The 17,081-nt window shown below is 75.1% G+C and carries 14 protein-coding genes; 12 read left to right on the forward strand and 2 right to left on the reverse strand.

What is annotated here, in order from left to right; translation table 11 throughout:
• Positions 1-59: 59 nt before the first annotated feature.
• From leuC to BFL37_RS08275, 7 genes are all read left to right on the forward strand, one after another.
• Positions 60-1,529, forward strand: coding sequence for a 3-isopropylmalate dehydratase large subunit (leuC, locus tag BFL37_RS08245; protein WP_086514655.1), 1,470 nt, complete (start codon positions 60-62; stop codon positions 1,527-1,529).
• 3 nt (positions 1,530-1,532) lie between these two features.
• Positions 1,533-2,147 carry a 3-isopropylmalate dehydratase small subunit gene (gene leuD, locus BFL37_RS08250; protein WP_086514656.1) on the forward strand — a complete coding sequence of 205 codons (615 nt, stop codon included), beginning with the start codon at positions 1,533-1,535 and terminating at the stop codon, positions 2,145-2,147.
• Positions 2,148-3,518 carry a UDP-N-acetylglucosamine 1-carboxyvinyltransferase gene (gene murA / locus BFL37_RS08255; RefSeq protein ID WP_086514657.1) on the forward strand — a complete coding sequence of 457 codons (1,371 nt, stop codon included), beginning with the start codon at positions 2,148-2,150 and terminating at the stop codon, positions 3,516-3,518. It abuts the gene before it with no gap.
• Positions 3,519-3,639: 121 nt separating this feature from the next.
• On the forward strand, positions 3,640-4,377 hold the full coding sequence (locus BFL37_RS08260) for a lysophospholipid acyltransferase family protein (RefSeq protein WP_086514658.1): 738 nt from the start codon (positions 3,640-3,642) through the stop codon (positions 4,375-4,377).
• Positions 4,370-5,440 (forward strand): NAD(P)H-dependent glycerol-3-phosphate dehydrogenase, encoded by a 1,071-nt coding sequence (locus BFL37_RS08265; RefSeq protein WP_172403772.1) that lies wholly within the window; start codon positions 4,370-4,372, stop codon positions 5,438-5,440. The genes BFL37_RS08260 and BFL37_RS08265 overlap by 8 nt, the downstream gene beginning before the upstream one ends.
• A gap of 2 nt (positions 5,441-5,442) precedes the next feature.
• Positions 5,443-6,552, forward strand: a complete 1,110-nt coding sequence (locus tag BFL37_RS08270; protein WP_086514659.1) for a D-alanine--D-alanine ligase family protein — start codon at positions 5,443-5,445, stop codon at positions 6,550-6,552.
• A gap of 39 nt (positions 6,553-6,591) precedes the next feature.
• Complete coding sequence (locus tag BFL37_RS08275) at positions 6,592-7,581, forward strand: glycosyltransferase family 2 protein (RefSeq protein ID WP_086514660.1); 990 nt, start codon at positions 6,592-6,594, stop codon at positions 7,579-7,581.
• Here BFL37_RS08275 and BFL37_RS08280 read toward each other — a convergent pair.
• Positions 7,538-8,047 (reverse strand): DUF3515 domain-containing protein, encoded by a 510-nt coding sequence (locus BFL37_RS08280; RefSeq protein ID WP_086514661.1) that lies wholly within the window; start codon positions 8,045-8,047, stop codon positions 7,538-7,540. The two genes, BFL37_RS08275 and BFL37_RS08280, sit on opposite strands and share 44 nt — an antisense overlap.
• Before the next feature lie 24 nt (positions 8,048-8,071).
• Between BFL37_RS08280 and BFL37_RS08285 the strand changes: the two genes are divergently transcribed.
• The gene (locus BFL37_RS08285) at positions 8,072-9,202 is read left to right on the forward strand and encodes a thiamine-phosphate kinase (protein WP_086514662.1); all 1,131 of its coding nucleotides are present in this window, start codon (positions 8,072-8,074) and stop codon (positions 9,200-9,202) included.
• Here BFL37_RS08285 and rsmD read toward each other — a convergent pair.
• Positions 9,199-9,795 carry a 16S rRNA (guanine(966)-N(2))-methyltransferase RsmD gene (rsmD, locus tag BFL37_RS08290; protein ID WP_086514663.1) on the reverse strand — a complete coding sequence of 199 codons (597 nt, stop codon included), beginning with the start codon at positions 9,793-9,795 and terminating at the stop codon, positions 9,199-9,201. The genes BFL37_RS08285 and rsmD overlap by 4 nt on opposite strands.
• A gap of 253 nt (positions 9,796-10,048) precedes the next feature.
• Here rsmD and BFL37_RS08295 point away from each other — a divergent pair, with 253 nt between their 5' ends.
• The 4 genes from BFL37_RS08295 to BFL37_RS08310 are packed head-to-tail and all read left to right on the forward strand — an operon-like array spanning position 10,049 to position 17,070.
• Positions 10,049-11,023 (forward strand): AAA family ATPase, encoded by a 975-nt coding sequence (locus BFL37_RS08295; protein ID WP_143331601.1) that lies wholly within the window; start codon positions 10,049-10,051, stop codon positions 11,021-11,023.
• Positions 11,024-11,027: 4 nt separating this feature from the next.
• Positions 11,028-12,356: a DUF58 domain-containing protein gene (locus BFL37_RS08300; RefSeq protein ID WP_241533918.1), complete on the forward strand. Its 1,329-nt coding sequence runs from the start codon at positions 11,028-11,030 to the stop codon at positions 12,354-12,356.
• Complete coding sequence (locus BFL37_RS08305; RefSeq protein ID WP_086514664.1) at positions 12,353-14,890, forward strand: transglutaminase TgpA family protein; 2,538 nt, start codon at positions 12,353-12,355, stop codon at positions 14,888-14,890. Before BFL37_RS08300 ends, BFL37_RS08305 begins: the two co-directional genes overlap by 4 nt.
• Complete coding sequence (locus BFL37_RS08310; protein WP_086514665.1) at positions 14,887-17,070, forward strand: ATP-dependent DNA helicase RecG; 2,184 nt, start codon at positions 14,887-14,889, stop codon at positions 17,068-17,070. Before BFL37_RS08305 ends, BFL37_RS08310 begins: the two co-directional genes overlap by 4 nt.
• Positions 17,071-17,081: the final 11 nt, after the last annotated feature.

Below are 17,081 nucleotides of genomic sequence, written 5' to 3' on the forward strand. Positions count from 1 at the left end.
GCGTTAGACTCCCATGATGCGCGCGGGGACCCTCGCGCCACTGCCATGAGGAGAGCCGCGTGCAGCCTGCGAAGACCCTGGCCGAGAAGGTGTGGGCCGACCACCTGGTCGCCGAGGGGGAGGACGGCACCCCCGACCTCCTCTACATCGACCTCCACCTCGTCCACGAGGTCACCAGCCCGCAGGCGTTCGACGGCCTCCGGCTCGCCGGCCGCCCCGTGCGCCGTCCCGACCTCACCATCGCGACCGAGGACCACAACACGCCGACCGTCGGCATCGACCGGCCCATCGCCGACCTGACGAGCCGCACGCAGATCCACACCCTCCGGAGGAACGCCGAGGAGTTCGGGATCCGCCTGCACTCGCTGGGCGACATCGAGCAGGGCATCGTCCACGTCGTCGGCCCGCAGCTCGGGCTGACCATGCCCGGCATCACGGTCGTCTGCGGCGACTCGCACACCTCCACGCACGGCGCGTTCGGCGCGATGGCGTTCGGCATCGGCACGAGCGAGGTCGAGCACGTCATGGCGACGCAGACGCTGCCGCTCCAGCCGTTCAAGACCATGGCGGTCACGGTCGAGGGCACGCTGCGGCCGGGCGTCACGGCGAAGGACATCATCCTCGCGGTCATCGCGCAGATCGGCACCGGCGGCGGGCAGGGCTACGTGCTCGAGTACCGCGGCAGCGCCATCCGCTCGCTCTCCATGGAGGGCCGGATGACCATCTGCAACATGTCGATCGAGGCCGGCGCGCGCGCCGGCATGGTCGCCCCCGACCAGACCACGTACGACTACCTCCGCGGCCGCCCGCACGCGCCGGCCGGCGCCGACTGGGACGAGGCCGTCGCCTACTGGGACACCCTCGCCACCGACGACGACGCCGTGTTCGACGCCGAGGTGTTCCTCGACGCCGACACGCTGGAGCCGTTCGTCACCTGGGGCACCAACCCGGGCCAGGGCGTCTCGCTGAGCGAGCCCGTACCGGATCCCGCCCAGGTCGCCGACCCGAACGAGCGCGCCGCGGCCGAGCGCGCGCTCGCCTACATGGACCTCGCCCCCGGCACGCCCATGAAGGAGATCGCGGTCGACACCGTGTTCATCGGCTCCTGCACCAACAGCCGCGTCGAGGACCTGCGCGCCGCCGCCGAGATCGTGCGCGGCCGCACCAAGGCCGAGGGCGTCCGGGTGATGGTCGTCCCCGGCAGCGCGCGCGTGCGCCTCGAGGCGGAGGCCGAGGGGATCGACAAGGTCTTCACCGACTTCGGCGCCGAGTGGCGCTTCGCCGGCTGCTCCATGTGCCTCGGCATGAACCCCGACCAGCTGGCGCCGGGCGAGCGATGCGCCTCCACGAGCAACCGCAACTTCGAGGGCCGGCAGGGCAAGGGCGGGCGCACGCACCTCGTGTCGCCGCTCGTCGCGGCGGCCACCGCGATCCGCGGCACGCTCTCGAGCCCGTGGGACCTGCAGGAGGACGGCGTCGTCGACGCCGACTCCATCCGCCAGGCCGCCGCCGTCGGACAGGGGGTCTGAGCCGTGCAGCCCATCAGCCGCGTCACCGGCACCGCCGTCCCTCTCCGGCAGTCGAACGTCGACACCGACCAGATCATCCCCGCCCAGTTCCTCAAGCGCGTCACCAAGACGGGCTTCGAGGACGCGCTCTTCCACCAGTGGCGGCAGGATCCCGACTTCTTCATCAACCAGCCGGTCTACGAGGGCGCGACCGTCCTCGTCGCCGGTCCGGACTTCGGCACGGGCTCGTCCCGCGAGCACGCCGTGTGGGCGCTGCGCGACTACGGCTTCCGCGCCGTGCTCAGCCCGAGGTTCGGCGACATCTTCCGAGGCAACTCGGGGAAGCAGGGCCTCCTCACGGGCATCGTGACGGAGGACGACGTCGAGAGGCTGTGGGCCGCGATGGACGCGGAGCCCGGACTCGACCTCACCGTCGACCTCGTCGAGCGGGTCGCCACGGCACCCGGCCTGACGGTCCCGTTCGAGATCGACGAATACACTCGGTGGAGGCTCCTGGAGGGGCTCGACGACATCGCCCTCACCCTCCGGGACGAGGACGCCATCACCACCTTCGAATCACGACGGGCCTCATGGCGCCCGCGCACCTTGCCGGCTCGGCCGGCAGCTCTGGAGAACTGAATGAACTCACTAGTCAGCGACGCCAAGAAGGCGGGGGAGCGGGTGGGCCTCCTGTCCGACTCCATCGTGATCAACGGCGGCATCCCGCTGCGCGGCCGCATCGAGGTCCGCGGGGCCAAGAACCTGGCCACCAAGGCCATGGTCGCCTCGCTCCTCGGCGAGAGCCCCAGCCTCCTGCGCTCGGTGCCCGACATCAGCGACGTCCGCGTCGTGTCCGGCCTCCTCGAGGTGCACGGCGTGACCCTCCGCAAGGGCGAGCAGGAGGGCGACCTCATCCTCGACCCGAAGGACGTCGAGAGCGCCCACATGGCGGACATCGACGCGCACGCGGGCAGCTCCCGGATCCCGATCCTGTTCTGCGGCCCCCTGCTGCACCGGCTCGGCGAGGCGTTCATCCCCGACCTCGGCGGCTGCCGCATCGGCGACCGCCCCATCGACTTCCACCTCGACGCGCTCCGCGCGTTCGGCGCCGTCGTCGAGAAGCTGCCGAGCGGGATCCGCCTCACCGCGCCCGACGGCCTGAAGGGCGCGAACGTCGAGCTGCCGTACCCGAGCGTCGGCGCGACCGAGCAGGTGCTGCTCACGGGCGTGCGCGCCAAGGGCATCACGGAGCTCAAGAACGCGGCCATCGAGCCCGAGATCATGGACCTCATCGCGATCCTGCAGAAGATGGGCGCGATCATCTCCGTGGAGCCGAACCGCGTGATCCTCATCGAGGGCGTCGACCGCCTCGAGGGCTACACGCACCGCGCGCTCTTCGACCGCAACGAGGCCGCGAGCTGGGCCTCCGCCGCCCTCGCCACGCACGGCGACATCTTCGTCGGCGGCGTGCGCCAGGCCGAGATGATGACCTTCCTCAACGTCTTCCGGAAGGTCGGCGGCGCGTTCGACATCGAGGAGGACGGCATCCGGTTCTACCACCCGGGCGGCGACCTCAAGCCCGTGGTCATCGAGACGGACGTGCACCCCGGCTTCATGACGGACTGGCAGCAGCCGCTCGTCGTGGCGCTCACGCAGGCGCCCGGCGTCTCGATCATCCACGAGACCGTGTACGAGAACCGCTTCGGCTTCACGGACGCGCTCAACGAGATGGGCGCCGACATCGTCGTGCACAAGGAGGGCCTCGAGGGCCACGAGCGCCGCGTGGCGCGTCGCGACTTCGAGCAGGCCGCGGTCATCACCGGGCCGACGCACCTGCACGGGGCCGACATCACGGTGCCCGACCTCCGCGGCGGCTTCAGCCACCTCATCGCCGCGCTCACGGCCGAGGGCCGGTCCACGGTCAGCAACGTGGGGATCATCTCCCGCGGCTACGAGGACTTCATCGGGAAGCTGCGCCAGCTGGGCGCGGACTTCTCCTACGAGGGATAGCCTCGCCGGCGGCGCCCGCGCCGCCTGTGCCGACCGGGCGCGTCCATGAGGACGCGCCCGGTCCGCCGCCGGGCGGACCCGGCGGGCGACCGACGACGACCGCGACCCGACCGGAGGATCCATGGCGAACGAGAAGGCGCGACCGTCGATCTTCTGGGTGCTGGCCGCCCTCGTGCTGCCTGTCCTGAACGCGGCCGTGAGGTTCGAGATCCGGAACCCGGAGCGACTGCCCCGCACCGGCTCCTACGTGCTCGCCCCGAACCACTACAGCGAGATCGACCCCGTCGTCATGGGCGCCGTCGCGTGGAAGCTCGGGCGCCTGCCCCGCTTCCTGGCGAAGGCGTCGCTGTTCGACGTGCCGGTCGTGGGCTGGTTCCTCCGCCGCTCCGGGCAGATCCCCGTGCAGCGCGACGGCGGCCTCCGCGGCGGCAAGGCGATCGAGGCGGCATCCGACCTCGCCCGCGACGGCCGGATCGTGGTCGTCTATCCCGAGGGCACGCTCACCCGCGATCCCGACCTCTGGCCCATGCGCGGCAAGACCGGCGCCGTGCGCCTCGCGCTGCAGGCCGGCATCCCCGTCATCCCCGCCGCGCACTGGGGCACGCAGCAGCTCATGGGCCGCTACTCGAAGCGCGTGCGGCTCTTCCCGCGGAAGACCATCCACGTGGTCATCGGCGAGCCCGTCGACCTCGAGCGCTTCCGCGACCGGAGCCTCGACTCCGCGACCCTGTCCGAGGCGACCGCCGTCGTCATGGCCGCCATCACGGAGCTCGTGGAGGAGCTGCGCGGCGAGACCGCCCCGATCGAGCGGTGGGATCCCCGCTCGAGGAACCAGAAGGAGACCGGCCGATTTGAGTGACGCGACCGCGAGCCCGAGCACCGCACCGACCGCCCCGACGCGCGAGCCCGACGGAGGGGAGCGGCGCCGCATCGTCGTCCTCGGCGCCGGCAGCTGGGGCACCACGTTCGCCAAGGTGATGGCCGACGGCGGCAGCGACGTCCTCATGTGGGCCCGTCGCCCCGAGCTCGCCCGGGAGATCACCGAGGCGAAGCGCAACAGCGACTACCTGCCGGGGATCAACCTGCCGCAGCGGCTGACCGCCGACCCGTCGCTCGAGCGCGTGCTCCAGGGCGCCACCGACGTCTTCGTGTCCGTGCCCAGCCAGACGCTGCGCGCGAACCTCGAGGCGGCGCGCGACCTGATCCCCGCCGACGCCGTGGTCGTCAGCCTCATGAAGGGCGTGGAGAAGGGCACGGGCCTGCGCATGAGCGAGGTGATCTCCGAGGTGCTCGGCATCGCGCCGGAGCGCATCGCGGTCGCGTCGGGGCCGAACCTCGCGCTCGAGATCGCCCGCGAGCAGCCGACCGCCGTCGTGGTGTCGTCCGCCGACCAGGCCACCGCCGAGCGCGTCGCCACGATCGCCCGGAGCCCCTACTTCCGCTCGTTCGTGAACACCGACGTGATCGGCACCGAGTTCGGCGGCGTGCTCAAGAACCTGATCGCCGTCGCGGTCGGCATCGTGGACGGGGTCGGCTACGGCGAGAACACGAAGGCTTCGATCATCACGCGCGGCCTCGCCGAGATGACCGCGTTCTCCGTCGCCTACGGCGCGCGCGCCGAGACGCTCGCGGGCCTGGCCGGCCTCGGCGACCTCATCGCCACGTGCGAGTCCTCGCTGTCGCGCAACAACACCGCGGGTCGGCTGCTCGGGCAGGGCTACAGCTTCACCGACGTCGTCAAGAGCATGCAGCAGACGGCCGAGGGGCTCTCCTCCGTCGCGCCCGTGCTCGAGCTCGCCCGCCAGCGGGACGTGCTGATGCCGATCGTCGAGCAGGTGTCGCAGGTGCTCGCGGGCACGCTGTCGCCGCGCGACATCGCGCCGCACCTGACCACCGACGACGACACTCCGCAGGGGGAATGACCATGACCGCACGCACCCGGGTCGTCCTGCTCTTCGGCGGGACCTCCAGCGAGCACTCCATCAGCTGCGCGACCGCGAGCGGCGTGCTCGGCGCCATCGACCGCGAGCGCTTCGAGGTGATCCCCGTGGGCATCACGCCGCGCGGCGCCTTCACGCTGCAGGAGGACGACGCGTCCGCCCTCGCGCTCGACGCCGAGGACCTGCCCCGGGTCGTCGACAACGGCACGCGCGTGCGCTGGCCGGAGGACGCGGCCAGCCGCGAGCTGACGGTGCACGACGCGGACGGCGCCGAGCGCTCGCTCGGCCGGGTCGACCTCGTGTTCCCGATCCTGCACGGCACGCAGGGCGAGGACGGGACGGTGCAGGGCATGCTCGAGCTCGCCGGCCTGCCGTACGTCGGATCCGGCGTGCTGGCCTCGGCGCTCGGCATGGACAAGCACTACGCGAAGACCGTGCTGCAGGCGGCGGGCATCGACGTGGCCCCGTGGACCACGGTGTCGCGCCACGAGTGGGCGGCGGATCCCGCCGCGGTGCGGGAGCGGGCGTCCGCGCTCGGCCTCCCGGCGTTCGTGAAGCCCGCGCGCGCCGGATCCAGCGTGGGCGTCAGCCGCGTGGCCGAGCCGCACGAGCTCGACGCGGCCCTCGCGACCGCGTTCCGGGAGGACGACCGCGTGCTCGTGGAGTCGGGGCTCGTCGGCCGCGAGGTCGAGTGCGCGATCCTCGACGACGGCCCGGGGCGCGAGCCGCGCGCCTCCGTCGCGGGCGAGATCGTGGTCTCCGGCCGCGACTTCTACGACTTCGACGCGAAGTACCTCGGCGCCGACGGGATCGACCTGGTGTGCCCCGCCGACGTGACGGACGCGCAGCTCGCCGAGCTGCAGGAGCTGTCCGTGCGCGCCTTCCGGGCAGTCGACGGCCGCGGCCTGGCACGCGTGGACTTCTTCCTCACCGCGGACGGGTTCGTGCTCAACGAGATCAACACGATGCCGGGCTTCACGCCCATCTCGATGTTCCCCGCGTGCTGGGAGGCGTCGGGCCTCGCGTACCCGGACCTCATCTCGCGCCTGCTCGACGTGGCGCTCGCGTGGGAGGCGGATGGCGCCCGCGCCTGAGGCCGGTCGGGCCGGGGCGATGAGCCTAGGCTCGGACGCATGCTCGTAGGACGATCCGTCGCCCGGCCCCGCCTCCATCCCGACGCCCGACCCGGTCCGCTCATGCGGACGGGGTCCCGCGGTGGCCGCACGACGCCCCGTCCCGCGGCGCTCGACGGGGAGGCCCTGCGTGTGCCGTCGATCGTCCGCCCCACCGTCTCCGTCGTCATCCCCGTGCGCGACGACGCCGGCCACCTGCGCGCGTGCCTCCAGGCCCTGGCCGGGCAGACCGTCGCGCCCGACGAGATCGTCGTCGTCGACAACGCGTCGGGCGACGACAGCGCCGAGGTGGCCCGCCGGGCCGGCGCGCGCGTCGTCCACGAGCCCGTCGTGGGCATCCCCGCTGCCGCCTCCGCCGGCTACGACGCCGCGCGCCACGAGGTCATCGCGCGCCTCGACGCCGACTGCGTGCCGCCGGCCGACTGGATCGAGAGGCTCGGCGACGTGCTCGCCGCACGTCCCGACGTCGCCGCGGTCACGGGCGCGGCCCGCTTCCTCGACGGCCCCCGGGCGCTCCGGGGCGTCGCCGCGGTGGCCTACCTCGGCGCCTACTTCGCCTCGGTGACGCTGGCGCTCGGGCATCCGCCGCTGTTCGGATCCAACTTCGCGCTCCGCCGCGACGCCTGGCTCCGGGTGCGCGACGAGGTGCACCGCGACGGCACCCACCTGCACGACGACATCGACCTGTCGGTGCACCTCGGACCCGAGCACCGCATCGTGCTGGATCCGCGACTGCGCATGGGCATCAGCATGCGGCCGCTCACCCGGCCCGCGACCCTGCCGCTGCGCATGAGCCGCGGGATGGCGTCGCTGACCGTGCACTGGCCGCACGAGCTGCCGTGGCTGCGCTGGCGTCGCACCGGTCGGCGGGTGCTCGACGACCGCCGCGCGCGCCGGACGGGTGCGACCGGGACGCCACGGCCCGTGGCGACGGGATCCCCGCTGGTCAGCTCCCCGGAGGCGGCGCGACGCCGAGGTCCTGCGCGCTGACGCACTTCGCGGTCTGCGGGATGACCGAGACGACGCCGCTGAGGTCGGTGAGCGCGGTGTAGCTGGCCTGCGTCGAGTCGATGATGACCTCGACCGCGGGCGTGCGGCCGTACGTCGTGTAGCGGATGTCGGGGGAGCGCGAGTCGTCCTCGACCCAGTCGACGTCGTCGTAGCTGATGCACGCGTCCGTCGTGGGCCCGGGTGTCGCGACGCCGCAGCGGAGGATGACCGTGCTCTGCGGGTCGCCCCACGCGCCCGTGCCCTGCGCGTCGGTCTCGCGGATCGGCGCGGTGCCGAGCGTCGCGGGGAGGTGCACGACCACGTCGGCGCACAGCGGGTCCGTCGCGCCCGGCGCGGCCTCCAGCGAGACGGCGGGGGAGCAGCCGGCGAGCACGAGGGCGAGGCCGCACGCGGCGGCGGCTGCGGCGGCGGTGCGCAGGGCGCGGGCGGGGCGGCGGGGAGTCATCGAGAGCAGGCTACCGTGGCAGTCGTGACGACTCCTGGGACCCCCTCCGCCGCGGATCGGCCCGACGGGGGCGCGGATCCCGACCGACCCGGCGCCCGCGACGCGGCCACCCTCGGGAGCGCGGGGGAGCTCGCGACCCTGGCGCGGATCCTCCCGCACCTGCCCGCCGGCGACGCCGCCGAGGTCGGCCCGGGCGACGACTGCGCGGTCGTGCGGGCACCCGACGGCCGGTTCGTCATCACGACCGACATGATGATCGAGGGCCCCGACTTCCGCCGCGCCTGGTCGTCCTTCCACGACCTCGGGCGCCGCGCCGCGACCTCGAACCTGGCCGACGCGGCGGCCATGGGCGCACGGCCGACCGCGCTCCTCGTCGCCATCGCCGCTCCCGCGGACACGCGCGTCGCCGACCTCGAGTCCCTCGCGGACGGCCTGCGGGAGGGCTGCCTCCTCCAGGCGCCGGGCTGCGGCGTCGTGGGCGGCGACCTCTCCGTCTCGGACGCCGTGGTGATATCCGTCACGGCCACGGGCGACCTCGAGGGACGCGACCCCGTGCTGCGCTCGGGAGCCCGGCCCGGCGACGTGATCGCCGTGGCCGGCGCGCTCGGCATGGCCGCGGCGGGCGTCCGCCTCCTGTTCGACCACGCCAGGAGCGCCGACGCGGACGGCGCGCTCGTGCCCGACCCGGCGCTCGCCCGGACGCTGCGGGCCGCCCACCCGGACGCGGTGGAGGCGCAGCTGGCGCCCGCCGCGCCGCTGACCGCGGGCGTCGACGCGGCCCGCGCCGGGGCGACCGCGATGCTCGACGTCTCCGACGGCCTCCTCCTCGACCTCGGCCGGATGGCCCGGGCGAGCGGAGTGGGCATCGACCTCGGATCCGCCGCCCTCGCCGACGACGCGCGCCGGGTGGCCGCCGCGCATCCGGCGCTGCCTCCCGTCGCGCTCGACCTCGTGCTCACCGGGGGCGAGGACCACGCGCTCGTCGCGGCGTTCCCGGCGGGCGCGACGCTGCCGGCGCCCTTCCGGGCGATCGGCACGGTCGTCAGCGCCGGCGCGGACGGGCCCGCCGTGACCGTCGACGGCGCGCCGTACTCCGGCCCGCGGACCCCGCTCGGCGGCTGGGACCCGTACGCGGACTGGGACGGGGCGCGCTAGGACGCGTCGTCGTCCGCGGCGTCGGGCGACTCCGCGACCGCCCACCACACGACCGTGTCGCCGTACGCCTTCCGCCGGTCGAGCGCGATGCCCGCCGGCCACGCCGGCTCGGCGGAGCGGGCGCTGCGCTCGACCATGACCACGGCGCCGTCGACCAGCCGCGGCACGAGCGCCGTCAGCTCCTCCGCCAGCTCGGCGTCGCCGACCTCGTACGGCGGATCCAGGAAGGCGACGTCGTAGGAGCCGCGGTCGCCGGCGAGGAACGCGTGCACGCTCTGGGCGGCCACGCGGATCGCGGGCACGGACCCCGCGGGCGCGGCCCGCTCGATCAGCGCGGCGTTATACCGGCAGACCACGGCGGCGGGCACGGCGCGCTCGACGAGGACGACCTCGCGCGCGCCGCGGCTGGCGGCCTCGAGGCCCAGGGCGCCGGATCCGGCGTACAGGTCGAGGACGCGGGCGCCGTCGAGCGCGTCCCGGGCCTCGAGCCCGGAGAACAGGGCCTCGCGCACGCGGTCGCTCGTGGGCCGCGTACCCGTGCGCGGCACGCGGAGGACGAGGGAGCCGGCGTACCCGGCGACGATGCGGGTCACGGGCGGACCCCGGCGGGTCGCGGGACGGCGGCGATCGGAGCGGGGTGCACGGGCGACCACGCTACCCGGCCGGCCGCCCCCGGAGGTGGGCCGGACGCTCTCGGATCCCTGACGTATGCTGCCAAGACGCCCACGACGCTGGAGGACCTCCGTGACGAGTCCCGAGTCCGAGTCCGTTCCCCTGCACTCCGCATCGGGCGCGCACCCCGCCCGCATCCGCGCCGCCGCGCGCCAGGCGGACCACGCGAGCGCCATGCCGCTGCCGGAGGTGCGCCGGCTCGCCGACCTGATCCTCGGCAACATCGACTCCGTCATGTCCGGCAAGCAGGACGCGACGCGCATGGCGCTCACCGTGTTCCTCTCCGGCGGCCACCTCCTCATCGAGGACGTGCCGGGCGTCGGCAAGACCATGCTCGCCAAGGCGCTCGCCCGCAGCGTCGACTGCACGGTGAACCGGATCCAGTTCACGCCCGACCTCCTGCCCTCGGACGTCACGGGCGTCTCCGTCTACAGCCAGGCCGACCACCGCTTCGAGTTCCAGCCGGGCGCGGTGTTCGCGAACATCGTCATCGGCGACGAGATCAACCGCGCGAGCCCCAAGACCCAGTCGGCGCTCCTGGAGTGCATGGAGGAGGGGCAGGTGACGGTCGACGGCGTCACGCATCCGCTGCAGCAGCCCTTCACCGTCGTCGCCACGCAGAACCCGGTCGAGATGGAGGGCACCTACGCGCTCCCCGAGGCGCAGCGCGACCGCTTCATGGCGCGGATCTCGATGGGCTACCCCGACGCGTCCGCGGAGCTCGCCATGCTGCGCTCCCGCGACACCGTCAGCCCGCTCGACGAGCTGCGGCCCGTGGTGGACGCCGAGGACCTCGACGCGATGATGCACGCGGCCCGCGGCGTCTACGTGTCCGACCCCGTGTCCCGCTACACGGTCGCCATCGTGCAGGCGACGCGCGGCCACGAGGACATCCGCCTCGGCGCGAGCCCCCGCGCCACGCTCCAGCTCATCCGCGCCGCGAAGACCCGCGCGGCGCTCGACGGCCGCGACTTCGTGCTGCCCGACGACGTCGACGCCCTCGCCGCGCCCGTGCTCGCGCACCGGCTCGTCGCGACCGGGCGCGCGCTCGGGCAGCGCGGTCGAGGCCAGGCCGCGGTGGTCGAGATCCTCGAGCGCATCGTCGCGTCGACGGCCGTGCCGCTCAGCGCCGCGGGTCGGACGCGCTGACCCCGTGCCGCGCCTCGCGCGCCTGATGCGCCGGATCGGCATCGAGGCGGTCCCGCATCCGACCCTCCGCGGCATCGCCCTGCTCGCCGCCGGGGTCGCCGCGTTCGCGGGCGCCTTCATCGCGGGCCGGCGCGAGTTCGTCTTCATCGGCGTCGCGCTCATCGCCCTGCCGCTCCTCGCCGCCGCCTGGCTCGTGATCGCCCGGGTGCGGCTGCACGTGGAGCGCGCCTTCACGTCCGAGGTCGTCGAGTCCGGCACGGCGACCACCGTCACCGTGTCCGTCGCGAACACCGGGACGATGCCCACGCCGCGCTCGTGGGTGCTCGACCTCGTCCCCGGATCCGACGGGGCGACGCCGCCCGCCGAGCTGCCGTCGCTGCGGGGCGTGCCGCGCGGATCCCGCCGCTCGGCCCCGCGCGCCGTCCTCCGCTACGACCTCACGCCCGAGCGACGCGGGATCCACGAGGTGGGCCCGCTCGCCGTCGAGGAGCACGACCCCTTCCGCCTGATGGGGCTGCGGCACGTCGCCGGCGGCACCTCCCGGCTCGTCGTGACCCCGCGCCTCGCCGACCTCGAGGCCGAGCCCGGCGGGCAGGTGTCCTCCGAGGGCGAGTCCGAGCGCGTGCAGCGGCGCGCCGACGGCGGCGAGGACGACCTCGGCACGCGCGAGTACCGCGCGGGGGATCCGCTCCGCCGCGTGCACTGGCGCGCCACCGCGAGGCACGGCGAGCTCATGGTGCGGCAGGAGGAGCAGCGGTCGAGCCCGCGCTCGCTCGTGCTGCTGGACACGCGCGCGGCCGGCTTCCCCCTGCACGCCGACGACGACGGCGACGGCGACCGGGCCTTCGAGCGCGCCGTCGCGTTCGCGGCGTCGGTGGGCGTGCACCTGCAGCGCGGCGGGTACGCGGTGCACCTCGTGGAGACGGCCGCCGGATCCGACCGGCAGGCCGCCGTCTCGGCACGGCCCGGGGACGCGGCCGCCGAGGGCGACCTGCTCCTCCACCTCGCGGAGGTGCGACCGGCCGCCGTCGACCCCGAGCGCGACGGCGTGCAGGAGGCCCTGGCCGAGCTGCGTCGCAGCCGCCGCGCCGTCCCGATCCACGCCGTGCTCGGCCACCTCGACGAGCACGAGGCGCACCGGCTCGCCGGGTTCGGCTCCGCCTGCCGCCCCGCCGTGGCGTTCCTCGCCCACGCGGGCCGCGTCGACGGACGCGACGACCGCGAGGCCCTGCGGATCCTCCGCGAGGCCGGCTGGCGCACCGTCGTCCTCGACGAGGACACCCGCCCCGCCGACGCGTGGGGCGCGGCCCGCACCGAGGAGATGGCACGATGACCGACCTCGACGCCGTCGGCCTCGGCGGCCGCGAGCACTGGACCGTGGAGCCGCGCCCGCTGCCGGGGGAGCGCGCGGGCGGACCCGGGGACCGGTCCGGCGGCCGCGGATCCGGGCCCGGCCGTCGTGGCGGGGGACGGGGCGCGGGCCGCGCCGCCGCCCGCTGGCCGCTCACCGCCGCCCTGGGCGTCGCCCTCCTCGCGGGCGCCGCCAGCCTCCACCTCCTCGTCGAGCCCGGCGCGTGGTTCGTGCTCTGCGTCGTGGTGGTCGCCGCCGTGCTCGGATCCGCCGCCCTGCTCCGCTCCGTCGGCGTGCCGCGCCTGCTCGCCTCGCTCGGCGGCCTCGTCGTCCTCGTGCTCGTCGTGACCCTCGTGTTCGCCGGGCGCACCGCGGTGCTCGGCGTGATCCCCACTCCGGAGACCGTGCGCACGCTCCTCGCCGTCGGCGACCAGGCCGGCCAGGAGATCTACCGGCGCTCGGCTCCCGTGCCGCCGCTCGCCTCCATCGTCTTCGTCGTCGTGGCCTCGCTCGGCGCGCTCGCGGTGGTGCTCGACGTGCTCGCGCACGCGCTCCGTCTGCCGGCCGTGACCGGGCTGCCGCTCCTCGTACTCGTCTCCGTCCCCGGCGCCGTGCTCGCGGGCGAGTTCTCCGTGGCGTCCTTCGCCGTGACGGCGCTCGCCTGGTTCGCGGTGCTCGCCGCGGATGCGCGCGAGACGGACGGGGACGGCGGCTGGCGCGGATCCGGCCTCCTCGGCGGCGCGCGTCCATCGCCCCCGCCGTCGCCCTTCCGGTCGGCGCCCGGCCGCCGCGCGGGATCCGCCCGGACGACGCTCGCCTCCGCGGGCGCGCTCGCGGGCGGCGCGGTGGTGCTCTCCCTCGTCGCCCCGGCGATCGTCCCGGGCCTCACGTCCGCGACCTTCCCCACGGCGTCCGGCTCCGGCCAGGGCGGCTCGCGCGTCGTCAACCCGATCCTCGACCTCGGCGACGACCTCCGCCGCCCCGTCGACGTCGAGGCCCTCCGCTACTCGACCGCGTCGCTGACGCCCCTCTACTTCAAGGTCACGACGCTCTCGCGCTTCGAGGGCGACGAGTGGGCGCCGTCGCCCCTGCGGCCGCCGGACGGGAACACCGTCGACGCGATCGGGCCGGACCTCGGCTCCGGACCCGGCGTCCCGGCCGAGGAGGTCGAGACGCGCGTGCAGGTCGAGGGCTCCTCGAGCGCCTGGCTCCCCGCGCCGTACGCGCCCCGCAGCGTCACCGGGCTCGAGGGCTCCTGGCGCTGGTCCGAGCAGGGCCTCGCGATCCGCTCGTCTGACTCCGACAGCCGCGACCAGAGCTACACCGTGACCAGCGAGCTGCCGCGCCCCGAGCGCGAGCAGCTGAAGGCCGTGGCGCCCGCGACCGACGACGACCTCGAACCGTACCTGCAGGTCCCCGCCGGCACCCCGGCCGTCATCGCCTCGACCACGGCGGACGTCCTCGCCGGGATCGACGCGCCGTACGACCAGGCGCTCGCGCTCCAGGAGTTCTTCACCGGCGGGCAGTTCCGCTACTCGGAGGAGGCGCCCGTCGAGCAGGGCTACGACGGCAGCGGCGTCGACGTCGTGGGGGAGTTCCTCCGCGTCCGCTCGGGCTACTGCGTGCACTTCGCCTCGGCGATGGCGATCATGGCGCGCGAGGCCGGCATCCCGTCGCGCGTGGCCGTCGGCTACCTGCCGGGCGACCAGGTCGGGCGCGACGGCGACCTCATCACCTACCGCGTCGGATCCCACGACCTGCACTCGTGGCCGGAGCTGTACTTCTCCGGCATCGGCTGGATCGCGTTCGAGCCCACCCCGGGTCGCGGCCAGGCGGCGCCCTACGCCCAGCCGTCGGCCGCGCCGACCGCGGCGCCCACGCCGTCCGCGTCGCCGAGCGCGCCCACGGAGGCCGCCCCGTCCGCGACGCCTGCGCCCACCACGTCGGCCGCGCCCGGCGCGAGCGGCGCCGCGGGCGTCCGGATCCCGTGGGCCGCGCTCGGCACGGTCGCCCTCGTGCTCCTCGTGCTCGCCCTCCTCGCGACCCCGGCCCTGCTGCGCCGCGCCCGGCGCGCCGGCCGGCTCCGCGCGCTCGAGGCGGGTGACGCCCCGGCGGGCACGGCCTGGCGCGAGGCCGAGGACCAGGCGGTCGACCTCGGGATCCGCGTGCCGGACACCGACTCGCCGCGGGAGCTCGGCCGTCGCCTCGCAGGCGACGACCCGTCGCTGGCGGACCCCGTGGCGCTCCTCGTCACCGCGCGCGAGCGGGAGCGGTTCGCCCGGGCCGACGTCCCCGTCGACGCCGCGACGGGCGCCGCGCAGGCGGCCGCGCTCGGCGCGCTGGCCGACGCGTTGCGTGCCCGCGCGAGCCGCGTCGATCGGATCCTCGCCCTGGCCGCCCCGCGCTCGCTCGTGCGCCGCCGACCGCGGTCCGACGACGGGGCCGGCGACGGGACGGCGGCCCCGCCGCCCGCCGGGCCGTCGGCGTCGGACGCCCCTCGTACACTCGGAGGATGACCGGATCCGACGCCGCGCTCGCGGGCGTCGTGGGCGGCCGCACCGCCGGCGTCCTGCAGAAGGCCTTCGGGCTGCGCTCGGTCGCCGACCTCCTGGAGCACCTGCCGCGCCGCTACGCCCGCCGCGGCGAGCTCACGGCCCTCGCGGAGCTGCCCGTCGACCAGCAGGCCACCATCGTCGCCGAGGTGCGCGAGGTGCGGGAGCGCCCGATGCGGGCGCGGCGCGGCAGCATCCTCGAGGTGCGGATCACCGACGGCCGCGGCTTCCTCACCCTCACCTTCTTCAACCAGGCGTGGCGCGCCAAGGACCTCGTGCCCGGCGTCCGCGGGATCTTCGCGGGCAAGGTCAGCGACTACCGCGGCGCGCTCCAGCTCGCCCACCCCGACTACGAGCTCTTCGACGCGCACGAGGGGCCGGCGCTCTCGGGCGGCGAGCCCGACGCAGCCGCCCGCCGCTGGGCCGAGATGCCCATCCCCATCTACCCGGCCACCGCCTCGATGGCGAGCTGGCAGGTCGCGAAGTCCGTGGAGCTGGCGCTCGACGCGGTGGACGACCTCGAGGATCCCGTCCCGGCCGACGTGCGTGCCGAGCGCGGCCTCCTCCCGTACCGCGAGGCGCTCGAGGGCGTGCACCGGCCCGAGAAGGACGTCGACTGGAGGCGTGGCCGCGACGCGCTCCGATTCCAGGAGGCCTTCGTGCTGCAGACCGCGCTGCTGCAGCGACGGCAGGCGGCGCGCGCGCTCCCGGCCACGCCGCGGATCCCCACCCCCGGGGGCCACCTCGACCGCCTCGACGCGCAGCTGCCGTTCGAGCTCACGGGCGACCAGCGGCTCGTCGGCCAGGAGATCGCCGCGGACATGGCGCGCACCTGGCCCATGAACCGGCTCGTGCAGGGCGAGGTCGGCTCCGGCAAGACGCTCGTCGCGCTCCGGGCGATGCTCGCGGTCGCCGACTCCGGCGGCCAGTCCGCGCTCCTCGCGCCCACGGAGGTGCTCGCGAGCCAGCACCTCCGCTCGCTCACCGCGTCGCTCGGCCCCGACCTCGCCGCCGAGCTGATGCCCACCCTGCTCACCGGCCAGCTGTCGACCGCCGAGCGGAAGCGCGCGCTGCTGCGCATCGTGAGCGGCCAGGCGCGCATCGTCGTCGGCACGCACGCGCTCCTCGGGGACCGCGTCGAGTTCCTCGACCTCGGCCTCGTGGTGGTCGACGAGCAGCACCGCTTCGGGGTCGACCAGCGCGAGGCGCTCCGGCGGAAGGGCGGCACCCCGCCGCACGTGCTCGTGCTCACGGCCACGCCGATCCCGCGCACGGTCGCGATGACGGTCTTCGGCGACCTCGACGTGTCGACCATCGCCGAGCTGCCGAGCGGGCGGCAGCCCATCGAGTCGTTCGTGGTGCCGCTGCACGAGCAGCCGCGGTGGATCGAGCGGGTGTGGGAGCGCACGGCCGAGGAGATCCAGAAGGGGCGCCAGGCGTTCGTCGTGTGCCCCGCGATCGACCCGCAGGATCCCGAGGCGGAGGACGAGGACGCGGGCGGCGGCGACGCGGACGCGCCGACGCGCCCGGCGCTCGCGACCGTCACCGAGGTCGAGGCGCTCCTCGCCGCCCACCCGCGCCTCGGATCCGTCCGCCGCGCCGTCCTCCACGGCCGCATGACGGGGGAGGAGAAGGACCGCGTGATGCGCGCGTTCTCCGCCGGCGACATCGACCTCATCGTCGCCACGACCGTCATCGAGGTCGGCGTCGACGTGCCGAACGCGTCGACCATGGTGATCCTCGACGCCGACCGCTTCGGCGTCTCCCAGCTGCACCAGCTGCGCGGCCGCGTCGGCCGCGGCGGCGTGCCCGGCCTCTGCCTCATGGTCACCCACGCCGAGCCCGAGACCGTCGCGCGCGAGCGGGTCGACGCGGTGGCCGCGACCCTCGACGGCTTCGAGCTCGCGCGCGTCGACCTCGAGCTCCGCCGCGAGGGCGACGTCCTCGGCACGAACCAGTCGGGCGGCCGCTCGTCGCTCCGGCTGCTGCGGGTCGCGCAGGACGGCGACCTCATCGAGTCCGCCCGCGAGCACGCCCACGACGTGCTCGAGGCGTCGCCGGACCTCGCGGGCCATCCCGCCCTCGCCCGCGCGCTGGCCCGACGGCTCGACGACGAGGAGCGCGCGTTCCTCGACAAGAACTGACGCGTCCCCGC

It is taken from the genome of Clavibacter michiganensis, assembly GCF_002151125.1.
GTDB classification, from domain to species: domain Bacteria; phylum Actinomycetota; class Actinomycetes; order Actinomycetales; family Microbacteriaceae; genus Clavibacter; species Clavibacter michiganensis_C.